The sequence below is a fragment of the Xanthomonas euvesicatoria pv. euvesicatoria genome (assembly GCF_020880415.1).
Lineage (GTDB): Bacteria > Pseudomonadota > Gammaproteobacteria > Xanthomonadales > Xanthomonadaceae > Xanthomonas > Xanthomonas euvesicatoria.
Genome location: NZ_JAJIUJ010000090.1, coordinates 25,516 through 50,514, shown reverse-complemented (window position 1 = coordinate 50,514; position 24,999 = coordinate 25,516). Strand labels below are relative to the sequence as shown.

General features: G+C 64.1%; 25 protein-coding genes and 1 pseudogene. 14 read left to right on the top strand and 12 right to left on the bottom strand.

Annotated features, from left to right (window positions below; all coding sequences use genetic code 11):
* Position 1 precedes the first annotated feature (1 nt).
* Positions 2-265: a hypothetical protein gene (locus LN450_RS15165; RefSeq protein WP_011348681.1), complete on the bottom strand. Its 264-nt coding sequence runs from the start codon at positions 263-265 to the stop codon at positions 2-4.
* Between the two features lie 284 nt (positions 266-549).
* Entirely contained in the window at positions 550-1,023 is a 474-nt protein-coding gene (locus LN450_RS15160; RefSeq protein WP_005911251.1) for a hypothetical protein, read from the bottom strand.
* Positions 1,024-1,353: 330 nt separating this feature from the next.
* Here LN450_RS15160 and LN450_RS15155 point away from each other — a divergent pair, with 330 nt between their 5' ends.
* The 3 genes from LN450_RS15155 to LN450_RS15145 are packed head-to-tail and all read left to right on the top strand — an operon-like array spanning position 1,354 to position 3,808.
* A complete protein-coding gene (locus LN450_RS15155; protein ID WP_039418450.1) occupies positions 1,354-2,421 on the top strand; it encodes a class I SAM-dependent methyltransferase in 1,068 nt (355 codons plus the stop codon).
* Positions 2,418-3,131, top strand: coding sequence for a pseudouridine synthase (locus tag LN450_RS15150; RefSeq protein ID WP_011348679.1), 714 nt, complete (start codon positions 2,418-2,420; stop codon positions 3,129-3,131). The genes LN450_RS15155 and LN450_RS15150 overlap by 4 nt, the downstream gene beginning before the upstream one ends.
* Positions 3,128-3,808, top strand: coding sequence for an HAD family hydrolase (locus LN450_RS15145; protein ID WP_011348678.1), 681 nt, complete (start codon positions 3,128-3,130; stop codon positions 3,806-3,808). The genes LN450_RS15150 and LN450_RS15145 overlap by 4 nt, the downstream gene beginning before the upstream one ends.
* 248 nt (positions 3,809-4,056) lie before the next feature.
* On the opposite strand, the gene LN450_RS15140 is transcribed toward LN450_RS15145, so the two are convergent.
* The 6 genes from LN450_RS15140 to LN450_RS15115 form a co-directional block, all read right to left on the bottom strand.
* A complete protein-coding gene (locus tag LN450_RS15140) occupies positions 4,057-4,863 on the bottom strand; it encodes an SDR family oxidoreductase (RefSeq protein ID WP_011348677.1) in 807 nt (268 codons plus the stop codon).
* Positions 4,864-5,271: 408 nt separating this feature from the next.
* A complete protein-coding gene (locus LN450_RS15135) occupies positions 5,272-5,832 on the bottom strand; it encodes a DUF1415 domain-containing protein (RefSeq protein ID WP_008578017.1) in 561 nt (186 codons plus the stop codon).
* Positions 5,833-5,988: 156 nt separating this feature from the next.
* Positions 5,989-6,816, bottom strand: coding sequence for an alpha/beta hydrolase (locus LN450_RS15130; protein ID WP_039418448.1), 828 nt, complete (start codon positions 6,814-6,816; stop codon positions 5,989-5,991).
* On the bottom strand, positions 6,803-8,539 hold the full coding sequence (locus tag LN450_RS15125; protein WP_039418446.1) for an ATP-binding response regulator: 1,737 nt from the start codon (positions 8,537-8,539) through the stop codon (positions 6,803-6,805). The genes LN450_RS15130 and LN450_RS15125 overlap by 14 nt, the downstream gene beginning before the upstream one ends.
* Positions 8,532-8,993, bottom strand: a complete 462-nt coding sequence (locus LN450_RS15120) for a hypothetical protein (RefSeq protein WP_011348673.1) — start codon at positions 8,991-8,993, stop codon at positions 8,532-8,534. The genes LN450_RS15125 and LN450_RS15120 overlap by 8 nt, the downstream gene beginning before the upstream one ends.
* Positions 8,994-9,131: 138 nt before the next feature.
* Complete coding sequence (locus LN450_RS15115; RefSeq protein WP_008578012.1) at positions 9,132-9,617, bottom strand: YajQ family cyclic di-GMP-binding protein; 486 nt, start codon at positions 9,615-9,617, stop codon at positions 9,132-9,134.
* Between the two features lie 107 nt (positions 9,618-9,724).
* Between LN450_RS15115 and LN450_RS15110 the strand changes: the two genes are divergently transcribed.
* The 4 genes from LN450_RS15110 (at position 9,725) to LN450_RS15095 (ending at position 13,507) form a co-directional block, all read left to right on the top strand.
* Positions 9,725-10,621: a DMT family transporter gene (locus LN450_RS15110; RefSeq protein ID WP_011348672.1), complete on the top strand. Its 897-nt coding sequence runs from the start codon at positions 9,725-9,727 to the stop codon at positions 10,619-10,621.
* A gap of 239 nt (positions 10,622-10,860) precedes the next feature.
* The gene (locus LN450_RS15105; RefSeq protein WP_008578010.1) at positions 10,861-11,868 is read left to right on the top strand and encodes a methionine ABC transporter ATP-binding protein; all 1,008 of its coding nucleotides are present in this window, start codon (positions 10,861-10,863) and stop codon (positions 11,866-11,868) included.
* A complete protein-coding gene (locus tag LN450_RS15100) occupies positions 11,865-12,560 on the top strand; it encodes a methionine ABC transporter permease (RefSeq protein WP_011348671.1) in 696 nt (231 codons plus the stop codon). The genes LN450_RS15105 and LN450_RS15100 overlap by 4 nt, the downstream gene beginning before the upstream one ends.
* 146 nt (positions 12,561-12,706) lie before the next feature.
* A complete protein-coding gene (locus tag LN450_RS15095; RefSeq protein ID WP_011348670.1) occupies positions 12,707-13,507 on the top strand; it encodes a MetQ/NlpA family ABC transporter substrate-binding protein in 801 nt (266 codons plus the stop codon).
* A 34-nt stretch (positions 13,508-13,541) separates the two neighbouring features.
* Here LN450_RS15095 and xopAK read toward each other — a convergent pair whose 3' ends face one another.
* Positions 13,542-14,330: a XopAK family type III secretion system effector gene (gene xopAK / locus LN450_RS23290; RefSeq protein ID WP_269466020.1), complete on the bottom strand. Its 789-nt coding sequence runs from the start codon at positions 14,328-14,330 to the stop codon at positions 13,542-13,544.
* Between the two features lie 609 nt (positions 14,331-14,939).
* Here xopAK and LN450_RS15080 point away from each other — a divergent pair.
* The 3 genes and pseudogenes from LN450_RS15080 to LN450_RS15070 form a co-directional block, all read left to right on the top strand.
* Positions 14,940-15,160 (top strand): annotated as a pseudogene (locus LN450_RS15080) (transposase); the annotation flags it as partial.
* A gap of 558 nt (positions 15,161-15,718) precedes the next feature.
* Positions 15,719-17,785: a type III secretion system effector XopAA gene (gene xopAA / locus LN450_RS15075; protein ID WP_041855088.1), complete on the top strand. Its 2,067-nt coding sequence runs from the start codon at positions 15,719-15,721 to the stop codon at positions 17,783-17,785.
* A gap of 342 nt (positions 17,786-18,127) precedes the next feature.
* Positions 18,128-18,685 (top strand): CcdC protein domain-containing protein, encoded by a 558-nt coding sequence (locus LN450_RS15070; RefSeq protein WP_011348667.1) that lies wholly within the window; start codon positions 18,128-18,130, stop codon positions 18,683-18,685.
* A gap of 55 nt (positions 18,686-18,740) precedes the next feature.
* Here LN450_RS15070 and LN450_RS15065 read toward each other — a convergent pair whose 3' ends face one another.
* From LN450_RS15065 to LN450_RS15055, 3 genes are all read right to left on the bottom strand, one after another.
* On the bottom strand, positions 18,741-19,316 hold the full coding sequence (locus LN450_RS15065; RefSeq protein ID WP_074038455.1) for a hypothetical protein: 576 nt from the start codon (positions 19,314-19,316) through the stop codon (positions 18,741-18,743).
* Positions 19,300-19,908 carry a hypothetical protein gene (locus LN450_RS15060; protein WP_011348666.1) on the bottom strand — a complete coding sequence of 203 codons (609 nt, stop codon included), beginning with the start codon at positions 19,906-19,908 and terminating at the stop codon, positions 19,300-19,302. The genes LN450_RS15065 and LN450_RS15060 overlap by 17 nt, the downstream gene beginning before the upstream one ends.
* Before the next feature lie 162 nt (positions 19,909-20,070).
* Positions 20,071-20,757 (bottom strand): OmpW/AlkL family protein, encoded by a 687-nt coding sequence (locus LN450_RS15055; RefSeq protein WP_011348665.1) that lies wholly within the window; start codon positions 20,755-20,757, stop codon positions 20,071-20,073.
* A 140-nt stretch (positions 20,758-20,897) separates the two neighbouring features.
* Between LN450_RS15055 and LN450_RS15050 the strand changes: the two genes are divergently transcribed.
* The 4 genes from LN450_RS15050 (at position 20,898) to LN450_RS15035 (ending at position 24,983) form a co-directional block, all read left to right on the top strand.
* The gene (locus LN450_RS15050) at positions 20,898-21,458 is read left to right on the top strand and encodes a DNA-deoxyinosine glycosylase (protein WP_011348664.1); all 561 of its coding nucleotides are present in this window, start codon (positions 20,898-20,900) and stop codon (positions 21,456-21,458) included.
* 223 nt (positions 21,459-21,681) lie between these two features.
* Positions 21,682-22,446 (top strand): DUF2884 family protein, encoded by a 765-nt coding sequence (locus LN450_RS15045; protein ID WP_011348663.1) that lies wholly within the window; start codon positions 21,682-21,684, stop codon positions 22,444-22,446.
* 129 nt (positions 22,447-22,575) lie between these two features.
* Complete coding sequence (locus tag LN450_RS15040) at positions 22,576-24,339, top strand: dihydrolipoyllysine-residue acetyltransferase (protein ID WP_011348662.1); 1,764 nt, start codon at positions 22,576-22,578, stop codon at positions 24,337-24,339.
* Entirely contained in the window at positions 24,336-24,983 is a 648-nt protein-coding gene (locus LN450_RS15035) for a hypothetical protein (RefSeq protein WP_011348661.1), read from the top strand. The genes LN450_RS15040 and LN450_RS15035 overlap by 4 nt, the downstream gene beginning before the upstream one ends.
* Positions 24,984-24,999: the final 16 nt, after the last annotated feature.

Here is a 24,999-nt window from a genome sequence, read left to right as displayed (position 1 = left end):
TTCAGCGAGGCACCTCCGGCGAGGCGCAGAAGCGACGCGCATATCCCCTTTCTTCGGCAACGCGCTGGATTTCCTCGTCGGCCAATTCTGGTGCGCCATAGACTGCGTAGGCCACGCTGCCATCGGCGCGCTCGCCGATCTGGTGCAGGCGGTATCGGGGGCGACCTGCGCCGGTATTGGCGGGGTAGTGCATGGGCGGGGGCATGTCGTCCAAGTCCATTTCGCTGTTATCGACCACTCCACCTACGAATAAGGCGCGCGTCATAATGCTTTCTCCGGTGTGTGCCTGACCTCAGCCTAGGTGGAGGAATGTTGCGTGCGCATCAATGGCCTGTGCAGGCGCGGCAACACAGTGGGCGGTGTAACTCCATCGATCCCCTGCAATAGCCGGCCCGCAAGACGGTCTATTGCCAAGTGCTGCGCAAAGTTGACTGAAAGCGCTGACTCTGACGCGATGCTGGGCCTCGCCGGAACTTCTGCAAATATCCCATGCTCCTCTTCCCAAACAAGCGAGAGGAGCTGGCCGACAATTATGCGGAGGAAAAGAAATCAGAAAGGCTGACGCGGGTTGTCGTTGTCGCCTTTACTTGTCGGGGCACTGAATTGATAGCCTGTCAGTTGCCATGATCCACCTGACTGACCAGCCCATTCGTAATCCCATTGTTCAAATGCCCCGCCAGGAAATTCGTTACGGATTGTAATTTTCTCGCCAGGGACGCCGCTGGCGGGCAAAGGAACCGGTGGACCATCCGGCCCGGACTGAATACTAATCAATCCGGTCGAGACTATGCTGCGGGAGACACTCAGGCTACTCGTCGGTAACAGCGGCGGATACTTTGGTGAGTGCTGCTTGATCCAAGCGACGATGGATTGCGATTCGTTAGATCCGGCGCGATATAAACTTTTCTGCGTTGTTACCAGCGAGCTGGATGGCGTCGTCGCCGCACGATAATTCTGACCATATGCGGACGTCGCCAAAAATAGTGTTGCGGAAAACAGTCCGAAATATTTCCTATATCTCATATCCAGTATTCCTATTGATGATCGGCAGGTCTTCCTGCGAGCTCAAGCGTGGGCCTTTGCTCTGCCGCTGTCAATGCGCTCATTAAAGAAGCCATCCAAGCCTCGGTAAGCCATTCGAAGGCAGCCTGTGGATGAGATTGAATCACGTGATCGCTATCGCATTATCACTTTGCGCTCAACACCATATTTGTTACTTATCAGTCAAATGGAATCATCTGGATGCCACGCAAGCCTCCCCCTTCTGTTCCGGACAGTCAGTATGCAACCGCAGCGGGCGTCACACCGCCACCGCTCCCTTACAATGGCCGCCCATTTCCGCTCCGACGACCAATGGCTGGCCCGCACGACGCCCCGCTTCAAGCCCTGTTCCTGCCTTTTGCCCAAGGCGCGCTGCCATGGCCGGAAGGACCGGTGTTGTTCCTGCGCGCGCGCGACGGTTTTCCGCTGCGCGAGCAGGCAAGCCCCCAGACGCTGACCTGCGAGCAGAGCTTCCGTCCGTTCGCCGAAGCGCTGGAGCGCAATGGGTGGAACGTGCGCGAAGAAAGCGAGATTGAGGCCGACAGTACGCGCTATGCCCTGGTGCTGGTGCTGCCTCCGCGGCAGCGCGAGGAGGCGCGCGCGCTGTTCGCACGTGCGGTGGCGCTGACTGCGCCCGGTGGCCGTGTGGTGGCCTGCCAGTCCAACAACGAAGGCGCGCGCTCGGGAGAAGCCGATCTGCGCCAGCTCACCGGGCTGGCCGGCAGCCTGACCAAGTACCACTGCCGCACCTATTGGAGCGCGCCGCTGCCGGCCGACACCGATGCCGCGCTGCAGGCGCGCTGGGCCGCGCTGGATGCGCCACGCAAGATTCTGGACGGCCGCTTTGTCAGCCGTCCCGGCGTCTTCGCCTGGGATCGCATCGACCCGGCGTCCGCGCTGCTGGTCGAGCATCTGCCGACCACGCTGGCCGGCCATGGCGCCGATCTGGGCGCGGGTTTTGGTTATCTGTCGGCCGAAGTGCTGGCGCGTTGTCCCAAGGTCACCGCGCTGGATCTGTACGAAGCCGAGGCGCGCGCATTGACGCTGGCGCGGCGCAACCTGCAGGACATCGCGCATCCGGCGCAGCTGCACTACCACTGGCGCGATGTCACCGCCGGGCTGGTGGCGCAATACGATTTCATCGTCAGCAACCCGCCGTTCCATACGCCGTCGCGTGCCGACCGCCCGGACATCGGACAGCGCTTCATTGCGGTGGCCGCACAGGCACTGCGCCCGGGCGGGCAATTGATACTGGTCGCCAACCGGCACCTACCTTACGAACAGGTGCTCAACGACAGTTTCGGACAGGTCCGCGTGGCTGCCGAACGCGATGGGTTCAAGCTGATCGCGGCGATCCGCGGCCGCGGAGCGCGCCCATGAAGCTGGTCAAACACATCGCCAATCTCGGCTACGGCAGCCGCAAGCAGGTCACCCAGCTGTTCCGGCAGGGCGCGATCACCGATGCGCAAGGCGAGGTGCTGTATGCCGACGACCAGGTGGAGCACGACGCCATCCGCATCGATGGCGAACCGCTCGACCCGCCAGCGGGCTTGAGCCTGTTGCTGCATAAACCCAGCGGCTACACCTGCTCGACCAAGGACACCGGCCGGCTGATCTACGAATTGCTGCCGCCACGTTTCCGCCTGCGCGCGCCGGTGTTGGCGCCAGTGGGTCGGTTGGACCGCGAGACCAGCGGCATGCTGTTGATGACCGACGACGGCGCGCTGCTGCACCGGATCATTTCGCCCAAATCGGCCCTGGACAAGGTGTATGACATCACCCTGGCCGAGGACCTGCGTGGCGAGGAGGCCGCGCTGTTCGCCAGCGGCAGCTTGCTGTTGGACGGCGAAACCAAGCCGCTGCTGCCGGCCGAGCTGGAGGTGCTTGGCCCACGCCAGGCGCGGCTGACCTTGCACGAAGGCCGCTATCACCAGGTGCGGCGCATGTTCGCTGCCGCCGGTAACCACGTGGTCGCGCTGCACCGCAGCCGCATCGGCGGCCTGTCGCTGGATGGATTGTCGTCGGGGCAATGGCGTGCGCTGGAAGCGAACGATCTTGAGGTGTTGTTCAGCCGCGGCGCTCCGGCATGACCCACAGTGCAGCGCTGCCGTTTCGCCCGCAGGCGGTGATCTTCGACATGGATGGCTTGATGCTCGATAGCGAGCGCGCCATCACGGCCTGTCTGGCGCAGGCCGCCGACGACCAGGGTCTGCAGATCGAACCGGCCTTCTGGTTGCGCATGGTGGGCACCGGCGATGCGGCCTGCCGCCGGCTGCTCGGCGAACGGATCGGCGAGGCCGCGGCCGACACCATGCTGGCGCATGCGCAACGGCTGTATGCCGCTGCGGTCGAGCGCGGCATCCCGCATCGGCCCGGCATCGTTGCGCTGTTGGACTATCTGGCAGCCCAGCGCATGCCGCGCGCGGTGGCCACCTCCACCCAGCGCCCGCTGGCGCTGCGCAAGCTGGAAGCGGCCGATCTGTTGTGGCGCTTCGATGCCGTGTGCACGGCCAGCGACGTGGTCCATCCGAAACCTGCGCCGGATATCTACCTGCTGGCTGCGCGCACCTTGGCGGTAGACCCTGCGCACTGCCTGGTGCTGGAAGACTCGCCCACCGGCGTGCGTGCAGCATTGGCGGCCGGCATGACACCGATCCAGATTCCGGACCTGCTCGAGCCCGACGCCACCGTGCGCGCGCTCGGCCACCGCATCCTGCCCTCGCTGAGTGATGCACAACGCTTGCTGGAAGCACGCTTGTCGGGGTGACGGGTTCGAGTGGATACGTCGCGGGGCCAGTTCATGCGCCAGCCCGGCTGATCATGCAGGTGCTGCCGACCGCCTCGCTGCGCTGCTCTTAGAGCGTGTTATGCACTTTGAGATGAGATGCGCTGGCCGCCAGCGGTGCGGAGCGGGTGCTGCGTGGCGCCGGCTTGGCTGGCGCCAAGGCAAGCCGCACGCCTTGTCTCGACGCGCCACAGCACGCTTCGCACTCACCTCAACGTACATCACACGCTCTACGCGTAGTGCATCTTGCGCGACATGCCACCGTCGACGATGAAATCCTGCCCGGTGACGAAACCGGACAGCTGCGGCGCAAGCAGATACACCGCCAGCTGCGCAATGTCTTCGGGCGTGCCCACGCGCCCGGCCGGGTGCTGTGCATGGTCGCGACGCGACAATTTCGGCGCCCGCCGGCGCTGCGGCGCGCGCCACGCGTCGGTGCTGATCCACCCCGGGCTGATGCTGTTGACGCGCACATGCGGTCCTTCGCTCAGCGCCAGCGCGTGGGTAAAGGCCACCAGGCCGCCCTTGGCTGCGGCGTACGCTTCGCTGTGCGGCTCCGATTGCCAGGCGCGGGTGGAGGCGATGTTGACGATCGCCCCACCGGCTGGCGCCTGCCTGAGCGCGGGCAGCGCCTGCTTGCTGCACAGGAAGGCGCCGTGCAGGCTGGACAGCCGGCTGTTCCAGGTGTCCCAGTCCAGTTGCGGCAGTGCTGCGATATGCGGATCGGGCACGCCGGCATTGTTGACCAGCCCATCGATGCGCCCGAAGCGCTTGAGCGCTGTGGCGACCAGGCGCGTGGCCTGCGCCTGGCGCGCGGCATCGCAGCGGACGAAAGCGCTACGGCGCGGCAGTGCCCACTCCTGCAGGCAGGCCTTGCCGGCATCGGCATCCAGATCGCCAATCACCACGCTGCCGCCCGCGCCCAGCACCGCCTGGGCAATGCCGCGGCCGATACCTTGCGCCCCACCGGTGACCACCACCACGCGGTCCTGTAGCGGCGACGGGTTCCATGCGGAAACTGCGGGGATCAAGGCCATGGCATGCGGCACGTGGGTGAGGGTGGCGGCACTGTAGCGCGCGGGCTGTCGTCGTCGCAGCAACGTGGAGCGCGGATGAGGATTGGGGCGCACGTGCCACGCGTGCGCTCGATGTCATCCGCATTGAACCTGACGGATGCAGGCTGATCCGGGCAGCTGCCCGGGCCGCGTGCGTTCCGCAATGTCCCGGTGCCGCCAGTGCTGCTGCGCTTGCACTCGATCACACGATTGCCCGGTGCCACGCGTGTGCAGCGTGCCCGGCGGCATGCGGCGCTCGACCGGTTCGACACCGAGCACGTGATCCGCATGCGGCTGATGAACTTCCGCCCTGTTTTTTATGCCGACGACCTGCGGGCGCAGGTGGCGAAAATCGCACTCGCCTGCCGTCCCGGACGGCAGGTGCAGCACTCAGTGCTCTGCACCGTTGAGCACGCGCTCCCAGCCATCGCTGCCCAGGCGTTGGAGCGTCTGGATATTGCGTTCCACAATCACATCCGGATCCGGGAACGCCGCCACCGCACGCTCCACGCTGTCTTCGCGCAACAGGTGCAAGGTTGGGAAGGGCGAGCGGTTGGTGAAGTTGGCCACATCGTCCAGCGCCGCGCCTGCGAACTGGTAATCCGGATGGAAGCTGGCCACCTGCAACACGCCTTGCAGGTCCAGCGCTTCCACTGCCGCATCGGCGTTGTCGAGAAAGTCGTTGTAGTCCAGGAAGTCGGTGAGAACGTCCGGATGCACGATCAGCGTGGTGTCGATCTGTTCGGCCGGCGTATCGCGCAGCAGCACCAGTTCCTCGGCCAGTTGTTCCAGCAAGGCTTCGGGCGTGCTGGCATCGCTGAGCACCAGCCGCACCTGTTCCTTGACGTACACCGCCTTGGCGAACGGGCACAGGTTCAATCCGATCACTGCACGTTCGATCCATTTGCGGGTGTCGGCGATCGGATCGGAGGTTGCGGGCGTGGTGGTCATCGTGGCGGCAGCGGGCTGGCGCGCCAGTGTATGCGATCGCCATGCAGCGGACCGCGCGCGTGGTTGCGGGTGGCAGCGGGCGCTAGCGGGGCACCATCGCGACACTGCCAGTGAGGCGGCAGGTTTCTTCCGCCGCGCGCGCAGACCAGCTTGCGCTCACGCATTTAGGCCGTGCGGCGCAGCACGGAGCTGCGCCTGCAAGAACGCGATGGACGCCTGCGCGACGGCGCCGGCCAGCGGGGTCTTGTGCGGCGACCCGATCGCATGCGCGCCGGTGTCGAAGGCCAGCGCATGCCTGTGTGCCGGCGCAGTGCCCAACGCTGCAAACATCTGCAGCATCGCCGGCACCGAGGCCACGCCGTCTTCGCGGCCGTCGGCAGCGCGGTAATAGCCTAGAAACACCGGGCAGCGCACGCGTGGCCACGGCGGGTCGGCGGCGATGAGCGCAAACAGGTCACGCAAGGCGCGAAATCCGTCCGGATGGATCGTCTCCGACCAGAACGCACGCGCGGCAGGCGTGCGCGTGCGCGGGTCGATCAACGGCGCCTGCGCGGCGCAGACCTGTTCGAGCAATGCCGGGTCGGCAGGCCGGATGCCGGGCGACCAGGCAACCACGCCGGCCACCACGTCCGGGTACTGCGCGGCCAGCCACAAACCCAGTGTCGCGCCCATCGACGAGCCGACAATCGCAACCCGCTCGCCCATGCGTTGGCCCTGGGCCAGTGCCTCCAGCGCCGAGGCCTGCAACACCGCCGGTGTAAGCCCCTGCATTGCATCGGCGGCGGTGAGCCCGTGCCCGGGCCAGCGATGCACGTAGCCGTTGGCGGCCAGCGCATCGGCCATCTGTTCGGGTAGCGCGCCTGCTTCGCCCGGGCTGGCGCTGAAGCCGTGCAGGTACAGCACCACCAGCGGCGTGCCGGCATGCGCGGCATGATGCCAGTAGGCACGTGCGGCGTTGCCCGGCTTGAGCTCAGGGGCGTGCATGGCTGGCGTGCCGGGCGAGCAGTGCCAGCAACTCGTGCGCATTGATCGGCTTGGGCAGATAGCCGGCCACGCCCGCCGCGCTGGCGTCGCGCATCGAATCGGTCCGCGTGTCGGCGGTCAGCACGATGATCGGCGGCAGCGCCGACATCGCATCGCGCGCCTGCCGCAGCGCATCCCAGCCGGACGTGCCCGGCATGTGCAGATCCAGGAACACCAGGTCCGGCGCTGCCTCGCGGATGCGCTGCACCGCGTCGGTGCCATCGACCTGGAAGCTCACCCGATGCCCGGCGCGGGTCAGCAGATTGCCGATCACCAGACGATTGGTATCCATGTCTTCAAAGACCAGGCAATGCAGGGAGGGCACGTTTTCTGCGTGCTGGGCCAGCGCATCGCGCAGCGCGAGCGTATGGCTGCCGGCCGCGGCGCCGGGCAGTTCGAACATCCAGCGGAAGATGCTGCCACCGGCGGGGTTGTCGCTCACGGTCAGGCTGCCGCCCATCGCATCGGAAACGGAAAGCGCGATGTACAGCCCCAGGCCCACGCCGCCTTCGACGCGACTGAAGCCGGTACTGAGCTGAGTGAACGGAGTGAAGATGTAGGCCTTCTGATCGTCCGGTACGCCGATACCGGTGTCGGTGACGGTCACCGCGATGCTCCAGCGCTCCTGCACCTGGGTCGCGTCGATCAGCAGATCCACCGTGCCGCCGGCCGGGGTGAACTTGATCGCGTTGATCACTAGGTTGCTGATCACCTGTTCGATGCGGCCTTCGTCGCCCATCACGTGCGGCGCTTGCGGGCTATCGACACGCACATCGAGCGTGACGCCCTTGCTGGACGCCGCGGTGGCGCAGACCGCTTTCACTGTGGTGACCACGTCCAGCAGGTTCAAGGGCTTGCGATGCAGCTGCAGGCGTCCGCCATCGATGCTGGCCACATCCAGCACCTCGTTGACACGATGGCGCAGCGCGGTCGCATTGACGGTCACCGAGTGCAGCAACTCGCGTTGCTGTGCCGGCATTTGCTCGGTTTCGATCAATTGGGCGCAGTTGATCACCGCATTCAGCGGCGTGCGCAATTCGTGACTCATGGTGCTGATGAAACGGCTTTGCGCATCGCGCGAGGCCAGTGCCTGCAGTGCCACTTCCTGCATCGCAAGCACGATCCGCGCCACCAGCAACGGCAGCACGATGATCAGCGCCACGGCATAGACGAAATACGCCGGACGCGACAGCCAATAGCCTGACGGTGCGGTCAACAGCATCAGCACGAAGGTGCTGAGCAACACCGGAAATATCGCGCGTTGCCCGTAACGCGCCACCGCCGCGATGGTGATGAACGGCAAAAATGCATTCAACGACATCAACAGGATGAAGGCCAGGTAGGTCTGGATGCCGATGAACAGCAGGTTCATCGCAAAGCCCATCGCATCGAGCCATTCGCTGGGCGCAATGACACGGCGACGTACCAGCAGCATCCACACCACCGACAGCACCCACAGGCCGACCGCGGTGGGAAAGACATGGTGCGCGTCGGCCACCAGCACCGGTTGCGGCCCGTACAGCCAGCCCAGGCACCACGCGGTGACGATGCTCTGCACGATCACGCGGCCGACGCAGGCGCGATATTCCAGGAACGACTCGAACAGCCGCACCAGTCTGTCGTTGCGCAACTGCCTGGCGGCCAGGATCAGGCCGGGCGCTGCGCGGTTGGGAGTGCTACGCATGAGGGTCCGCATCGTCGGAGGGAAGGGTACGCCGGTACTGCTTGACCAGCAGGCCAGCCGCGTTCGCCACCGCAGTGAAACGCTGCGCAAGCGTTTCGCCCAGCGCGCCATGGCTTGCGGCATCGCGCAACTGGTCGCAGGCCTTCAGCAGTTGCTGCGAGCCGGTCAGCGAGATGGTGTTTTTCAACGATTGGATCTGCTGCAGCGCCTGCGCCTGCGGCGTGCCGGCATCGCCGAGCGTGCAGGTGGCGATGGCATGTTCGATCTCCACCAGGAAGGCATCGGCAAACGCCGCTGCCGCCACCGGATCCAGGTCGGCCATGGTGTGCAGCGTCGAGCCGGTCTCGATGCGTGGTTGCGCATGGGCGGCGGCGTGCCGGGCATGTTCGCCCGCTGCGTTGGCCGGCCCGTGCATGCGCAGGCGTTGCAACAGGCTGGCGAACAGGTCGCGCATGCTCGCAGGCTAGGCCAGTGCGGCGAGGTGACGGGCGCCACCGCGCCGCGCGCAGGCCGCAGGCGCCACTCCGGCTCACCCGGCCGCACGGCGCGCACGCGCAGCGCCGTCCCGATCGTTGCGGTCACCCCGCCGCACTCAATCGCGGAAGTTGTCGAACTGCAGCGGCAGTTCGAAGTCGGCCTTTTTGAGCAGCGCGATCGCGTCCTGCAGATCGTCGCGCTTCTTGCCGGTGACGCGCAGCTTGTCGCCATTGATCTGCGCTTCGACCTTGAGCTTGGCTTCCTTCAACTTGGCCACCAGCTGCTTGGCCTGCTTCTGCTCGATGCCTTGCTTGACGGTCACTTTCTGCCGCGCGCCGGCCAGGTTGGTTTCCACCTCGCCAAACTCCAGGCAGCGGATGTCGATGCCGCGCGCCAGCAACCGCGCGCGCAGGATGTCGGTCATCTGCTTGATCTGGAAATCGCTGGGCGCGGACTGGTTGATCACCTTGCCGTCTTCCAGCTCGAACTTGGCCTGGACTCCCTTGAAGTCGAAACGTGTGTCCAGCTCGCGGTTGGCCTGATCCACCGCATTGGTCAGTTCGTGCTTGTCCACTTCGGACACAACGTCGAAGGAAGGCATGCAAAGCTCCTGCAATTGAAAAACAGCCGCCATTCTAGGCCATCGTGCCGGCCCGGCCGTCATGCGGGCATTGGCGGGCGTGCCAGTGCCGCGGCGATAATGCGTGCATGCCCACCACCCGCTCCCCGCTTCCCGCCATCGCCTGGATGGTGGCCGCCGTGGCCTGTTTCTCGCTGATGGACGCGGGAATGAAGCTGCTCTCGGCGCATTACCCGCCGCTGCAGGTCACCTTGTTGCGCGGCGCCGCCTCGTTGCCGTTCGTGCTGGTGTGGGTGTTCGCCACTGCCGGGCCGCGCGCGATCGTGCCGGTGCGCTGGGGCCTGCATCTGCTGCGCGGGGTGCTGGGCATGGTGATGATCGGCTGCTTCGTCTTCGGCATCAAACGCATGCCGTTGTCCACCGCCTACACCCTGTATTTCGTGGCGCCGCTACTGGTGGCCGCGCTGTCGGTGCCGCTGCTGGGCGAGCACGTCGGCCCGCGCCGTTGGACCGCGATCGGCATTGGCCTGGTCGGGGTGATCGTGGTGCTGCGCCCGGGCGTGGACGGGCTGATCTCGCTGCCCGGGCTGATGGTGCTGCTGGCCGCCACCGCCTATGCCGTCGCGGCGATCACCGCGAGCCTGCTGACCCGCACCGACACCCCGCAGGCCATGGTGGTGTGGTTCTTGCTGTTCATGGCGATCGGCGCCGGGTTGCTGGCCATCCCCGGCTGGGTGCCCCTACAGGCCGGGCACGCCGGGCTGATTGCCGGCATGGGCCTGGCCGGTGCGCTCGGCCAGGTTGCGCTGACCCAGGCCTTCATGCGCGGCGAGGCCTCGATGATCGCCCCGCTGGAATACACCGGTCTGGTCTGGGTGATCGGCTGGGACTGGGTGCTGTGGCAGACCCTGCCCGGCAGTTGGACCTGGACCGGCGCCGGCATCATCGTCGCCAGCGGGCTGTATTTGTTGCGCCGGGAGCGGATACGCCAGGCGGACAGGCCGTTGCCGCTTGAGAGGCCGTGAGGACGGGATTCGGGATTCGGGATTCGGGATTTGGGATTTGGGATTCGGGATTCGGGATTCGGGATTCGGGATTCGGGATTCGCAACAGCCGAAGCGCCGTGGCCTTTGCGAATCCCTGGCGGCCGTGATTCGGGATTCGCGATTCGGGATTGGCAACAGCGGGGCCGCCGTGGCCTTTGCCAATCCCCAATCCCCAATCCCGATGGTAGGCTTCACGACCCCCCAACCGGCCACGCGCGGTGATCCAGTTTCAGCGCCTGCACAAGTCCTATTCCGTCGACGGTCGCCAGATCGTGGCGCTGCATCCGCTCGATCTGCGGATCGGCCCGGGTGAGGTGTTCGGCATCATCGGCCATTCCGGTGCCGGCAAATCCACGCTGATCCGGCTGATCAACCGGCTGGAAGAGCCCAGCGGCGGTCGTCTGCTGATCGGCGACGAGGACGTGACCGCGCTGGACGGCCAGGGCCTGCGCGCCTTGCGCCGCCGCATCGGCATGATTTTCCAGCACTTCAACCTGCTGTCCTCGCGCACCGTGGCCGGCAATGTCGCCTTCCCGCTGGAACTGGCCGGCACGCCGCGTGCCGAGATCGATGCGCGCGTGGCCGAGCTGCTGGCCCGGGTCGGGCTGCAGGAGCACGCCAACAAGTATCCGGCGCAACTATCGGGCGGGCAGAAGCAGCGCGTGGGCATTGCGCGCGCGCTGGCCACCCGCCCGCAGATCCTGCTGTGCGACGAGGCCACCAGCGCGCTGGACCCGCAGACCACCGCCTCGGTGCTGCAGCTGCTGGCGCAGATCAATCGCGAGCTCGGCCTGACCATCGTGCTGATCACCCACGAGATGGATGTGATCCGCCGTGTCTGCGACCGCGTCGCGGTGCTGGACGCCGGCAAGCTGGTGGAAACCGGCCCGGTGACCGAGGTGTTCCTGCATCCCAAACACGCCACCACCCGGCGCTTCGTTTCCGAAGCCGAACATGTGGACGAAGCCGAGCTGCATCGCGATTTCGCCGCAGTCGGCGGACGCATCGTGCGGCTGACCTTCCTGGGCAACGGTACCTACGAACCGGTTCTGGGCCGCATCGCCCGCGAAACCGGGGTGGACTACAACATTCTGTCCGGGCGGGTGGATCGCATCAAGGACACGCCCTACGGCCAGCTCATCGTCGCCCTGACCGGCGGCGACCAGAACGCTGCACGCGCCGGTTTCGTCGCCGCCGGCGTGCAGGTGGAGGATCTGCGCGTATGACCCCGATCGTTGCTGCCGCCGGCGGTTTCTTCCGCAATCTCGATGCCGCCAAGTGGAGCGACATCGGCCAGGCCACCCTCGATACCTTGCTGATGCTGGCCGGTGCGTTGCCGCTGACATTGCTGATCGGCCTGCCGCTGGGCGTTGCGCTGTTCCTGTGCGGCGCGCCGCAGTTGCGCCGGCGCCCGGTGCTGTACGGCGCGCTCGCGGCGCTGATCAACCTGCTGCGCTCGGTGCCCTTCATCATTTTGATGATCGCGATGATCCCGCTCACGCTGATGCTGATGGGCACTTCGCTGGGCGTGCGCGGCGCGATCCTGCCGCTGGTGGTCGGCGCCGCGCCGTTTTACGCACGCCTGGTGGAAACCGCGCTGCGCGAAGTCGACCGCGGGATCATCGAAGCCAGCCAGGCAATGGGCGCCACTACCCGGCAACTGGTGCTGCGGGTGCTGTTGCCCGAAGCGCGCCCCGGCCTGATCGCCGGCGCCACAGTGACCACCATCGCGCTGATCGGCTTCACCGCGATGGGCGGTGCGATCGGTTCCGGCGGCCTGGGCGATGTGGCCTATCGCGAGGGCTACCTGCGCTCGCACTCGGACGTGGCACTGATCACCGTCATCGCCTTGCTGGTACTGGTGCAGGTGCTGCAGATGCTGGGCGACCGCCTGGTGGCGCATTACAGCCGGCGCTGAGCCGGTGCGCGGCCGTTGGGGCGCACGTGACCCAACAGCTGCATCGCCGCCCCGTCCGCACCGCGCGGTGCATCGCTGCCACACGCCGTGTCTGGTAGGTTGAGCGCCTGCGGCAGGTCCGCATTCCTCCTCCCACGGATCCCTACATGAGCACATTCGCGTTTCGTTCCCTCCTGGCGGCAGCCACGCTGGCATTGGCGTCCTGTGGTGGCGGTGGCGGCAGCGGCGGCGACACCCTGACCGTGGCCGCCACGGCCGTGCCGCATGCCGAAATCCTGGAAGTGGTCGAACCGCTGCTGGCCAAGCAGGGCGTCAAGCTCGATGTACGGGTGTTCAACGACTACGTGCAGCCCAACGACCAGGTCGTGCAGAAGCAGATCGACGTCAACTACTTCCAGACCGAGCCCTATCTGGATGCGTACAACCGCGACCGCAAGAGCCAGCTGGTCACCGTCGTCGGCGTGCATATCGAGCCCTTCGGTGCCTATTCGCGCCGCTTCAAGGCGCTGGCCGAGCTACCTACCGGCGCCGATGTGGTGATCCCTAACGACCCGAGCAACAACAGCCGCGCGCTGATCCTGCTCGACAAGGCCGGGGTGATCAAACTCAAGGACCCGAGCAACGCCCTGTCCAGCCAGCGCGACATCGTCGAAAACCCCAAGCAACTCAAATTTCGCGAACTCGATTCGGCCATGCTGCCGCGCGTCCTGGACCAGGTCGATCTGGCGCTGATCAACACCAATTACGCGCTCGACGCCGGGCTTAATCCCACCCGCGATGCGCTGGCGATCGAAAGCAAGGACTCGCCGTACGTCAACTTCCTGGTGGCGCGCGCCGACAATAAGGACGATGCGCGCGTGCAGAAACTGGCCAAAGCGCTGACCAGCCCGGAAGTGAAAGCCTTTATCGAGCAGAAGTACAAGGGCGCGGTGCTGCCGGCGTTTTGAGTGCGGGCAGCGGCGCTTTTACACCCAGGCGTCTTCACCACGACTTGTAGTAATAGATGCCATCGGCCGTCATGCCCAGGTTGATGGCATTCTCCTCGCCGTTGCGATCGCTCATGCTGGGGTGCAGCTTGGCGCCTACGATATTGAAGTCGTGCCCGAGCGCCAGCAGGTCTCTCTCGATTTCGAAGCTGCCCAGCTCGTCTTGGTTGGAGATCATGCCGCCTACCAGGAATATGTCGGGCTTACGCACGCCTTCTTCGCGCATATCGTCGCGGATTTCGGAAAGTGCGTCTTGTGCATCCTGTATCCCCGAATAATGCAGCAGGCCCAGGATGTCGTGGCCGCGAGGATTCTTTCCTTTTGCACAAATGCAGACGCATGAAGACAAACCGTGCGTGCCGATCGAATCAAATCCATCTTGCGCAAGATTGATGACGACACATGCGTCCATATCCACATCCATTGTCCGGCTGGCTTGGATATCGCGTGCAGACCGGACGGCGCGGATGTGGGACGTGCAAAAGAGTGCGGCGTATTGTCGTTCCAGATCGTGAAATGGTTGGATCTGCTCCCGGGTAAAGCCGTCCGGGATGGCGAATGCGTCGCTGCCGCATGGGCGCGCACGGCTGCCGGCCCGTGCGCCATCGCCATCGCCCGCGGTGTCGGCAACACGCTTTCTGGGTCGTTGGCGTGGCAACCCCTGGCAGTCGGGATGGGGCGCAGGCCACTGCGCAATCCCGTCGGCTGGATCGGCCGAAGGCGGCGGCTCCGCGGTGTAAGCGGTGCTGGTGGATGTGTCGGGTCTGATGGAAGCCGGCTTCATGGAGTCAGGACCGCCCGCGATACACGTCTGGATCCTCGCATCGCTCCTGCACGAGGGCACGCCCCCTGCCGAACCGATGGGACTGGAAAACGAAGTGTTCTGCTTGGACGAAAACGGATGCGCGAGGCCTGCTTCTTCGAACATCGCGTCTTGATCGCCTGGAAGCGCGCCGGTACCGGGATCAACAGCCCAACGATCCAGTTGCAGCTCGCCCGGCGGGTGTCCCGTTCTTGCCAAACGGGGCGCCCAGCTCGCAGCTCTGCGGCAACATTGCCGACGATGTCTCCGTGGTCGCTGCCGAGCTTCGGCAGGACGCGCTCGATCGTTCCCGATGCGTATCACGTTGGCGCGTTCGCCCCGAGCCGAGCGCGTTCGCCGTGCTGCAGATGTGCGCAATTGGCACCGAACACGCGCTGCTGCATGTATATGTAGTAGTCGCCCCTGAAAAACCTCCAAACCGCATCCATTGCGCGGTATCACCTGCTTGTTCGGCGTGCTGGAATTGCCAGTCTTCGTTACTCCACGTACTGGTTTCTGCAGTTTTCGCCCATGCGTATACGCCGTCCTGCCGCCGAGCAGTTGCCTGCCGATGAACTGTTTCGTTCGCGTCTGGTTGCCCCAGATGCTCGAACAGCCATCACGTTCGGATTGAGGCCTGGCAACGCACATGGCGCACCAGCAGGCTGTGCATTGCTTGAACACTAGGGCAAGTGGAGCGGCCGATTCATCCGCTAATGGATCGCGCTTACTAAGGCAATGAAACCCGCCAGTTGGCGCTCGATCCTGGTTTCGTGCCAGTGGTCCCATCCAAGTTCAATCGGGTCGATCCTTTGCTTTGGAGTCCTCAGCTTGTGCTCACCGTTGATGGGCTTCGAATGTGTTAACAGGCCTAGCTAGCTGTCAGCAAAAGTTTTTACACGAATTCCTGCCAGCCCTCGGGAACAGCCGCGGCCACCGCACTCCGTGGCGAATAGAAAAAGACCATTGCAGCAGTGCAACGCCAGGAGGCTGATGCTCAGCCTGTTGGGGAAGGTATGGGTCATCCTCCGCGTCAATGCCTTCGTCGTCCCAGCCAGGACTTCGGTAAAGCAAAGCGCTCCCCTCAAACTTGCTTCTACAGTCACCGCAAGAAATCGACAAGATACCAAGGCGACTGTCATGGCTCGGTCCCTGATCGGCATGGCGCGCTGATTTGTGGGTCCTGGCCGCTCTAGTCGAGACGTGGTCGCCCCAGTCGAGCGTGAGCAGGCTTTTTTTTGTAACCGGATTTTGGTTACAGCGGGGGGATCCGCCCCTCGAACTGGATCGTAAAGCGGTTCAATGCGGCCTTCCAATCGCGGATCAGCTGCGGGCGCGCTCGACGTCTTCTTCCTCGCAAGGACTACATCATGCAGATCAAAACCGCAGGCCTTGGCCCTAACGCGCATCCGCACGGCCCGGTTTCGGGCGACGGATCGTCACCCGCAGACCGCAGCATCGAGATCGAAGCGGGACACGGCAGCGACACTCTGTCACGCGCGTGCCCGCAACCGGCTTCGGAAACCACGATGGGCCTCGCGGACCTGTTGTCGATCTCCAGTCAGCGGCCTTCGAGGCCCGAAGTCATGCCGGCCATTACGCCAGCCGGGGACGATGAAGGCGTCCCGGATTTGCGTTCGCAACCGGCCCGTTCCGGGGCGAGCCAGCCGTGCCCGGCCAATCCCGGCGAAGCGAGGGACGTCGAGAGCGGGTTGCTCATGCGTGATTGCTCGTCGCGGATCGCCGCCTTCCTGGGCAACCTGTCGGTCGTCCAGGAGCTTCGGCAGTTCGATGACAGCGAATTCGTGGACAAGCTGCGTAACGAGCTGGTCACCGAGCCCGGATGTCGAGAGCCGAAGACGCTGCTGGCCGCCATGGGCGAGAGGGTCAATGAACTGCGGTCGCACCTGAACAAGCAGGCGTCGACGCGAGAGGAGGCGGAGTTCCTGGCCGAGGCCCGGCGCTATCTCGAGCCGGTCATGACCAGCTTCGAGACCGACATCCACACTTTGCAGCACGACGCGAGTGCCGCGAAGCGGATATATCAGGGAGCGATGACGCTTCTGCTGTATCCCTTGCCGCTCGCCACACTGTTCACCCAGAAGACTGGCACCTACGCTGCGTTCAACATTGCTTCCTACACCTACACGGCGATACAGCTGGTCTCGCTTATGCGACGCCCGACAACCGACGCCAAGCTGTTCATGAAGCACGCCATCAACCGGCACAGCCTCGTCTTCTTCATCTCGCTGATCTATGCCGTACCCACCTTCTACGCCAAGGCCGCGCCGCTGCAGCGCAATGCCGGCTTCGTCGCCGGCGCGGCGATGGCGCAAGGGATGATGATGTTCGGCCTGCGGCTGGGGCAGGACCTGATGGACTCGATGCGGCTGCGCTTCAACGGCGCATTCAACCGCAGGCGTGATCTTCCCGATGGCTTCAGGGACGCCATTGAGGGAGTCGTGGGCGATCTGCGCGCGGGTCTGAGCAACGTCAACCGCTCCGTCGGCGAATTCCAGCAGGACCGGCGGATCACGCCGCACATGGATCGGCAGCTCACCTTCTTCAAGCAGGACCTGTCCAGAATCGTGACGGGCCTTGAGCGGCTCGTTGCGACCGGGACGCGGCAGGAGAGCCCGCTCGCCGCAAGCGATGACCCACCAGGACCCCTAGAGGCGGTGCGCCGGACCCTGGAAGCATCGTTCGCAAACAACCCCGACCTGAAGGGAAAGCTCGCGCTGGCGACCGTAGCCTTCGCCGTCCTCGGGTCAAACATCGCCCTGATGCGCAACAACGGGCTGGCCCTACCTGACTTCATCGCCGATGCGGTCGTCTCGTCGACGTTCCTGCTCCGTGAAGCGCTAAGCCCGCATGTCACGCATGCGGGGATGAACGATAGCGTGAGCGATACGGTCGGCGGTATGACGATCGGCCTGCCTTTCTCCGTCGCCACTGTGATGAGCGGCTACATGGACGACCCCAGGGCCAACCCATCGGGCTTCATCGCCGGCACCGTCGGCTACACGGCGGCCTACCTGCTTTTCGGCCGGGTGGCCGGCGACGTCCTGTCCAAGGGCCTCATGGCTACGAGCGGAGCGCTCGGCTGGGGCCAACAACAGGCGATCCGACTCGGCCGGAGCGCAATGGCCTTGGGTTTCGAATTGGTCGCCGGGCACCGCTCGCCGGCTGCAGCGGATGTGCACGACTTAGCCGGGATCGAGATGGCGGATGTGCCGCTTGAGCCGCTTTGCTTCAGCCCATCACAGCGGGCGTCCGCCGAACGTACCCTGGTCGGCACGCTTGAGCAGATCGGTGACGAGTGGTACGACGCGCGCGACGAATGGGAAGGCGAATCGGAGGGGACGGCGGGTAGGGACGCCCCCTGGGTCGATGCACCGGCGGAGCTGCCCGTGCAGCCAGTGCCTCAGTCGGAATAAACAGCCCTGCACGCGTATGGGGTCGGCCGGGATTCCTGAGCGGGAGGGCCGGTAGGGATTCATGTAAGCAACCTTTACTCACAGCGAGTTAGCTCACTTTTGGCTGTTTTTTACACGAATCCCTACCCAACTCCAGTGTCCCTCCATTCCACCATGCGTCGATTATGAGATCAGCGCTTGCGCTGGATCGTCTTTTTGTTTGCCTGGTTGCAGGTGATGCGGGCGTGCCCTCACCGTCCTCAAGCATCATGCGGTCAGCAAATATCGCGCTTTGTGCTTGAGAGAGGTTCTTCAGGGGCGATGTAGTAGTGTCATCGGCGATCTTTCTACGGCAGTCTCCCGATGCCTTTGCTGCTTGCCATTCCGCTGGCTGTGATCATTGCCCTGGCAGTGTTCGTGGTGGTGTTCCCGTTGTCGCTGCTGCAGCGCTTCCGCATGGGTCCTGCACGTCGTCAGGCGCGTGGATGGCTGCTGCTGATCAACCTGGTGTCGGCGGGCATCTCCAGCGTGCTGTTTGTGATCTTCAGCTTGATCGCGGCGGCGTTCTGGCCCGGCGCGATCAGCCATGCCGCATTCGGCTGGGCCTGCGGGTTGGCGCTGGGCGCGTTGGCGTTGCGCCTGACACGCTTCGAACGCACCACGCAAGGCCTGTTTTACCGGCCCAATCTGTGGCTGGTGCTGGGCTTGACCGCGTTGGTCGTGGTCCGGGTGATCGCCGGGATGGTGCAGGGCTGGCGTAGCGCCTGGCAGGGGGTGGCCTGGCCAACCGACGGGTGGCTCAGTCATGCCAGCCTGCTCGGCGCTGCCGGCGTCTTGCTCGGTTATGCGCTCGCCTATGCCACCTTGCTGTGGTGGCGCTGGCGCAGCGCACGTTTGCGCGGCAGCGTTTATTGGCGGTGATCCTGTTACTGCCAGCCCTCTCGGTGCTGGCAGTAACAATTTAAAGTGCTCCTAATTAATTAATTGCTTCCGCAGCTTTAAGCGTTTGCGGGTCTGCTGGTGCTAGGCGAATGGAGCTTAGGCAATCTGGAGAGGTCTCCGGGAAGGAAAACTCCATCTTCTCCTGATTTTTAACAACGGCCAAAGTCAATGTCTCTGAGCTACTCTGTCCCCTCGGAATATTTGAAATCAGATAATTCGGATATCGACTCTTGAAATCCTGACGAGAGACGCAGGAGCCTTCCAGATTCAGTGAGACTGATTCGATATTTTTTTTATCTGCTGATATTGATATGGAAGAGTTCTTGGCAGTCAGATGGTCGCCTATTTTTAATATTCCTCCGCTAACCTTATACGTTCCTTCGTTTTTCAGATTCGGCGTCGAAATTCTGGCCCCAGGCCATGAATTAATAAATTCAGAGGGTGATTTTTTGAGATTTCTCGAAATTTCTTCGGCTAGTTCAAACGTACGGGCAGCATCCGCTGCTGTCGCTGCTGAAATTTTATTTGCATATACTGAAGGTGCAATCAGGGCAGCAAGTAGCGTTATTGCAAGGCGGAAATATGATGATCTGTTAAGGAAGTTTGTCATACTGCTCTCCGTAATATACGTTATAGTTCTGTCCTGTGGTTGAGGTTACGTTATTCGCGCAAAAGGATTTTCCAACGTTTGAGGCAACATTGGGTCCTCCAGCATAGTAAATCCCGAAAAGCTGATCGGGATTTGATGCTGCAAGGTTAATGTCTATGCTATTTTGAGTGGAACTCCATATTTCATTCCTTGCAACTATGTTATTTGTTACGGCAAGTCCTTCCATCTTGCATGCTTCATCTATATATGCTTGTCGAGTCGTTTTGGCAAACGAATAGTTGAATTTCACATGACCAAACTCATGGGCTAGGGCTGAGACTGTAAAATACATGCCCGGCATATCTTGACTCTCGCAGCTATAATTTTGGATATACACAGCTTTATTTGGCATGTCCGTATAGCTGGCCGAGCCGTAAGCGATTGTAAAATTAGGGCTGCTGTTTATCTGTTCAGTAAGTGTCGTTGACTGGGAAGTTATGAAGTCAATGCAGGTTCCAAGTCCTGTGGTAGGGACAGTTGTCTGAGCCTGAGTTCCAAAGGAAACGAACGAGAGAAGAAATATCGCGGCGGCTACATGGCATCTTATGCTCATGGTATCTCCATATTTAATTGAAGAAGTCGTGCTGATTTCTACACGATCTATCCCCCCTTCCGCGAAATCCTAAACGTAAAATTCCCTTTAAACTGAGGTTTTGATCAAAAAAGCAGGCCCTTGCGGGCCTGTTTGGTGGAAGTGCTTAGTCAATCGCTCTGCTTAGAATCGCGCACCAATGCCGAAGCCAACGGTCCACGGATCCAGTTCCAGCTCGCTGCCGGTACCCTGGCCACCCACGCGCAGTTCCGGACGCGAACGCATGTAGCGGGCGTCGGCGCGTGCGAACCAGGTGGAGTTGATGTTCATGTCCACACCAACGGTGCCGATGACGCCCTTGGCGGTGCTCAGGCCCACGTGGTCGCCGGTGGTCGACGCCGCGTCGATCTTTTCGTTGCTGAAGTTCGACTCGTAGTAGCCCACGCCCACGAACGGACGGAACACGTTGTCCGCTTCGCCGAAGTGATACTGACCGCTGATGGCGATCGGCTGCTGCTCGACGGTACCGACCTTGCCCACGCCATCGGCGTTGACGCGGTGGTTGAACTTGTCGGCGGCGCCCCACAGTTCAACGGCCCAGTTGTCGTTGATGTAGTAGCTGGCGCTCAGCGTCGGTGCCGGGCCGCCATCGACGTCCAGGCCCGGCGCCGCGTTGTTCTTGGGGTTCAGCAGCGCCACGCCACCGACCACGGCCCAATGCTTGCCAGAAGCGGTATCGCCGCTGGTGGACATCGTGCTGGAAGAAGTCGAGGAGGTGTCGCCGGTATAGGTGGTGTCCTGCGCGAACGCGGACGGTGCAATCGCAAGTGCAGATACAGCAGCCAGGCTCAGGATGGAAATGGAACGCATGAGGGTCTCCTCGTCTTGTTGTTGGGCCCGTGGAGTGGGCCGCGCCAAAACTATTCCTAAAAATCTGAATCCACGCCCACCTGCGGCCCGCTAAAATTTCGTTTGTTCAGGAATTCCCCCAAGAAGGCCGTCGTTACGTCATGCAGTCTGAAAAAGACATTCACGCAGATGCGATTGCCGTGACGAAAAAACACCTCAGCCAAGGCTTGCCAGCGCACGTTCGCAGCGATTGCAGGGTGTTGCTGCTTGGTTCGATGCCCGGTGTCGCGTCACTGGAAGCCGCGCGTTACTACGCGCATCCACGCAATCGTTTCTGGCCGCTGATGCATGCCCTATTGGGCATTGATGCGGCCGCAAGCTATGCATTGCGCTTGCAAGCATTGCTCGACCATCGCGTGGGCCTGTGGGACGTCATCGGCCAATGCGAGCGGCGCGGCAGTCTGGATACGTCCATTGTGGCGGCGAGCATCGTGGTCAATCCGCTGCCCGCGTTGCTGGCCACGCTGCCGCAGCTGCGCATGGTGGCCTGCAATGGCGCTGCGGCAGCACAGGCCTGGCGCCGGCATGTACAGCCGCGGCTATCGGCGCAGCTTTGCGCGCTGCCAGTCGTCGCGTTGCCATCCACCAGCCCGGCCAATGCGGCCTGGTCGCTGCCGCGGCTGGCCGCGGCCTGGCAGCCGCTGTGCGATGCGCTGCGCTAGCCAAGGTGAGATGCCGCGAGGTCGATATGGAATGCCAGCGTCGCAGTGACCGCGCCGCCGTCGCGGTGCCCCCGCACTGATCGTTGACGCACGCTGCCTGCCTGCGGTCGACACCGCGCTGCGCGCGTGGCGGCCATTGGCCAGAAGTCATGCCAGCCTCCGGCACAGGTCTGCGTGCCACAGGCGCAGGCATGCTGCAACCGGTCCGCAACGGAGTGGCGAGATGGCGATCAAACACGCAATCACGGTGGCAGCAGCTGCGCTGTTCGCGCTGTTGAGCGGCGCAGGGGTGGCCGCTGCCAAGGACCAGGACCTGCACTGCGAGGTCAGCAGCGATTACGACCTCACGCTCAACGCCCGCAGCCTGATCCTGATCCGCGAATCCGGCACGCCGCAGCGGCTGGTGATGCGCCAGGGCGCCCTGTTCGTCGACGACCGCTGGGTGGCATTGAGCGCAGACGATCGCGCCCGCCTGGTCCAGTTCGAGCGCCAGACCCGCGAGGTGGTGCCGCTGGCGCAGGCAGTCGGGCGCGAAGCGGCCGATATCGCAGTCACTGCATTGGGCGAGGTGGCCGCCGGCTTCAGTCGCAGCCCCGACGCCACGCGCGCGCAGTTGGCAAACGTGCGCGAGAAGATCGATGTGCGCTTGAAGCAGAGCTTCGGCAAGAGCCAGCTGACCCCGATCGATATCGACGACGACATCGGCGCGCTGGTGGCCGAGTTGCTGCCGCAGCTGATCGGCGATGTGGTGGCCGGTGCGGTGCAGTCCGCGATCACCGGGAATGACGTGCAGCTGCGTTCGCTCGATGGCATGGAGGCGCGCATCGAGCGCCTGGTCGAGCCGCAGGCGCGTGCATTGCGGCCACGCGCGCACCAGTTGTGCCAGCGCCTGGAAGCGCTCGATGCGCTGGACAATGCGCTGGCGTATCGTTTGCCGTCGGGCGAGCCGCTGCAACTGTTGCGGGTCGATCGGCGCGCGGCGAAATGATCGGCGTACGCACGCATGCGGACGCTGCATCCCGCCGGGCGCGCGATTTTTTGCACGGCAATGGTTGGCGCTGCGGCCCGCAGCCGGCCACAATAGCGGTTTCCCCATTCTGTTGCCGGAGTTCCCCGTATGGCCGAAATCAAGGAAGCACTTGTCCCCGATATCGGTGACTACAGCGACGTCCCGGTAATCGAGGTGCTGGTGTCCGTCGGCGATACGGTCAGCAAGGACCAGAGCCTGGTCACGCTGGAATCTGACAAGGCCACCATGGAAGTGCCTTCGTCGGTGGCGGGCGTGGTCAAGGAACTCAAGGTCAAGGTCGGCGATTCGCTCTCGCAGGGCGCGCTGGTGGCGTTGATCGAAGTGGCCGATGCCGGCGCCGAGACCGCCAAGCCCGCCGCCGCCGCACCGGCCAAGGCGGCGCCCGCCGCCGCCCCGGCACCGGCCGCCAAGGCCGAATCTGCTGCGCCAGCGGCTTCCTCGGACGGCGGCCTGATCGAAGCGCGCGTGCCCGATATCGGCGACTACACCGACATCCCGGTGATCGAGGTGCTGGTGGCCGTGGGCGATACCGTCGCCAAGGACCAGAGCCTGGTCACGCTGGAATCGGACAAGGCCACGATGGAAGTCCCGTCCTCGGCCGCCGGCGTGGTCAAGGAACTCAAGGTCAAGGTCGGCGACACGCTCTCGCAGGGCAATGTGGTGGCGATCATCGCGGCCAGCGATGGCGGCACCGGTGCGGCGCAGTCGCCGGCCAAGCCCACCACCGACACCGCCGAAACCGCGGGCAAGGTCGAGCCGGTTGCCGTCCCGGCCGAGCCGGACAAGCTGGCCCAGCGCGAAATCGCGCAGGTGCAGGGCGCGCGTTCCGGCGCCGGCACGCAGGCAGCGCAAGGCGGCCAGCCGTCCGCGGGCAACCCGAGCAGCCCGCCGGTGACCTTCGATGCCGACAGCGTGCTGCCGTCCAAGGTGCCGTACGCCAGCCCGGTGGTGCGCGTGTTCGCACGCGAACTGGGCGTGGACCTGAACCAGCTCAAGGGCAGCGAAAAGGGCGGCCGCATCACCCGTGAAGACGTGCAGCGGTATGTGAAGGCTGCACTCAGCGGTGGCGCACCGGCCGCAGCCGGCGCTGCGCCTGCCGGTGGCGGCAACGGCCTGAACCTGCTGGCCTGGCCGAAGGTGGACTTCAGCAAGTTCGGCGAGACCGAAACCCAGCCGCTGTCGCGCATCAAGAAGATTTCCGGTGCCAACCTGGCACGCAACTGGGCAATGATTCCGCACGTCACCCAGTTCGAGTCGGCCGACATCACCGACCTGGAAGCCCTGCGCGTGGCCCTCAACAAGGAAAACGAGAAGGCCGGCATCAAGCTGACCATGCTCGCCTTCCTGATCAAGGCCAGCGCCGCGGCGCTGAAGAAGTTCCCCGAGTTCAACGCCTCGCTGGATGCGGCCGGCGAGAACCTCACCCTGAAGAAGTACTTCCACATCGGGTTTGCGGCCGATACGCCCAACGGCCTGGTGGTGCCGGTGATTCGCGATGTCGACAAGAAGGGCGTGCTGCAGATCGCGCAGGAAAGCGGCGAGCTGGCCAAGAAGGCGCGCGACGGCAAGCTGGGCCCGGCCGACATGAGCGGCGGCTGCTTCTCGATCAGCTCGCTCGGCGGTATCGGCGGCATCGCGTTCACGCCGATCATCAATGCGCCGGAAGTGGCGATCCTGGGCGTGTCCAAGTCGGCGATGCAGCCGGTGTGGAACGGCAAGGAGTTCGCGCCGAAGCTGATGCTGCCGTTGTCGCTGAGCTACGACCACCGCGTCATCGACGGCGCATTGGCAGCCCGTTTCACCACCTACCTCAGCCAGGTGCTGGCCGACATGCGTCGCGTCCTGCTGTGAGGGCCGCGCTGCTGACCATTGCCGTGCTCGGCGTGCTGCCGTGGGCAAACGCGGCCGCACGCGAATGCGAGAGCACGCTCGGCCGCGGCTGGCCGCCGGCCGTGGGCAACTACGGCACTGCCGTGACCACGTTGCTGGATGGCGGCACCAAGCCGGCCTTGTCGTTGCTGACGCTGCCCACACGTGGGGTAGAGAGCGCGGTGTCGCTGGTGCCGGGCAAGGAAGGCGCCGACTGGACCCTGCGGCATAGCCGCGCCGACGAGCGCGTCTACAGCTGGGTCAGCCAGACCGACCGCGGCAGCGTGCAGTTCCGCACCGAGCAGACCCCGGAAACGGTCGAGGTCCCGATCCCGGCGCCGTTGGCCAAGCGCCTGGTCAGCAACTGGACCAACACGCTGACCCAGCTCGCACCGAACGGACGCACCGCGCCGGTGAGCGAGGGCGAAGTGCTCTCGTTCCAGGTCGATGGCGTGCGCTACAGCGGCGCGCGCCCCAGCTGCGGTGCCGGCGAGTTGCTGCTGAAACAGGCCGCGCTGCTGATCGAAGCCAGCGAAGGCAAGGAAAAGAAGCGCGACAAGCGCTGGACCCAAATCGAATCGTCGCTGGATGAACTCCAGCAGACGCTTGCCGGCACGGCCGGTTGAGCTACAGGAGAAGCAA

Excerpts from the sequence above, each read along its gene's own strand:
- LN450_RS15165 (WP_011348681.1), bottom strand. The coding sequence starts at position 265 with ATGACGCGCGCCTTATTCGTAGGTGGAGTGGTCGATAACAGCGAAATG.
- LN450_RS15160 (WP_005911251.1), bottom strand. The coding sequence starts at position 1,023 with ATGAGATATAGGAAATATTTCGGACTGTTTTCCGCAACACTATTTTTG.
- LN450_RS15155 (WP_039418450.1), top strand. The coding sequence starts at position 1,354 with ATGGCTGGCCCGCACGACGCCCCGCTTCAAGCCCTGTTCCTGCCTTTT.
- LN450_RS15150 (WP_011348679.1), top strand. The coding sequence starts at position 2,418 with ATGAAGCTGGTCAAACACATCGCCAATCTCGGCTACGGCAGCCGCAAG.
- LN450_RS15145 (WP_011348678.1), top strand. The coding sequence starts at position 3,128 with ATGACCCACAGTGCAGCGCTGCCGTTTCGCCCGCAGGCGGTGATCTTC.
- LN450_RS15140 (WP_011348677.1), bottom strand. The coding sequence starts at position 4,863 with ATGGCCTTGATCCCCGCAGTTTCCGCATGGAACCCGTCGCCGCTACAG.
- LN450_RS15135 (WP_008578017.1), bottom strand. The coding sequence starts at position 5,832 with ATGACCACCACGCCCGCAACCTCCGATCCGATCGCCGACACCCGCAAA.
- LN450_RS15130 (WP_039418448.1), bottom strand. The coding sequence starts at position 6,816 with ATGCACGCCCCTGAGCTCAAGCCGGGCAACGCCGCACGTGCCTACTGG.
- LN450_RS15125 (WP_039418446.1), bottom strand. The coding sequence starts at position 8,539 with ATGCGTAGCACTCCCAACCGCGCAGCGCCCGGCCTGATCCTGGCCGCC.
- LN450_RS15120 (WP_011348673.1), bottom strand. The coding sequence starts at position 8,993 with ATGCGCGACCTGTTCGCCAGCCTGTTGCAACGCCTGCGCATGCACGGG.
- LN450_RS15115 (WP_008578012.1), bottom strand. The coding sequence starts at position 9,617 with ATGCCTTCCTTCGACGTTGTGTCCGAAGTGGACAAGCACGAACTGACC.
- LN450_RS15110 (WP_011348672.1), top strand. The coding sequence starts at position 9,725 with ATGCCCACCACCCGCTCCCCGCTTCCCGCCATCGCCTGGATGGTGGCC.
- LN450_RS15100 (WP_011348671.1), top strand. The coding sequence starts at position 11,865 with ATGACCCCGATCGTTGCTGCCGCCGGCGGTTTCTTCCGCAATCTCGAT.
- LN450_RS15095 (WP_011348670.1), top strand. The coding sequence starts at position 12,707 with ATGAGCACATTCGCGTTTCGTTCCCTCCTGGCGGCAGCCACGCTGGCA.
- xopAK (WP_269466020.1), bottom strand. The coding sequence starts at position 14,330 with ATGAAGCCGGCTTCCATCAGACCCGACACATCCACCAGCACCGCTTAC.
- xopAA (WP_041855088.1), top strand. The coding sequence starts at position 15,719 with ATGCAGATCAAAACCGCAGGCCTTGGCCCTAACGCGCATCCGCACGGC.
- LN450_RS15070 (WP_011348667.1), top strand. The coding sequence starts at position 18,128 with ATGCCTTTGCTGCTTGCCATTCCGCTGGCTGTGATCATTGCCCTGGCA.
- LN450_RS15065 (WP_074038455.1), bottom strand. The coding sequence starts at position 19,316 with ATGACAAACTTCCTTAACAGATCATCATATTTCCGCCTTGCAATAACG.
- LN450_RS15060 (WP_011348666.1), bottom strand. The coding sequence starts at position 19,908 with ATGAGCATAAGATGCCATGTAGCCGCCGCGATATTTCTTCTCTCGTTC.
- LN450_RS15055 (WP_011348665.1), bottom strand. The coding sequence starts at position 20,757 with ATGCGTTCCATTTCCATCCTGAGCCTGGCTGCTGTATCTGCACTTGCG.
- LN450_RS15050 (WP_011348664.1), top strand. The coding sequence starts at position 20,898 with ATGCAGTCTGAAAAAGACATTCACGCAGATGCGATTGCCGTGACGAAA.
- LN450_RS15045 (WP_011348663.1), top strand. The coding sequence starts at position 21,682 with ATGGCGATCAAACACGCAATCACGGTGGCAGCAGCTGCGCTGTTCGCG.
- LN450_RS15040 (WP_011348662.1), top strand. The coding sequence starts at position 22,576 with ATGGCCGAAATCAAGGAAGCACTTGTCCCCGATATCGGTGACTACAGC.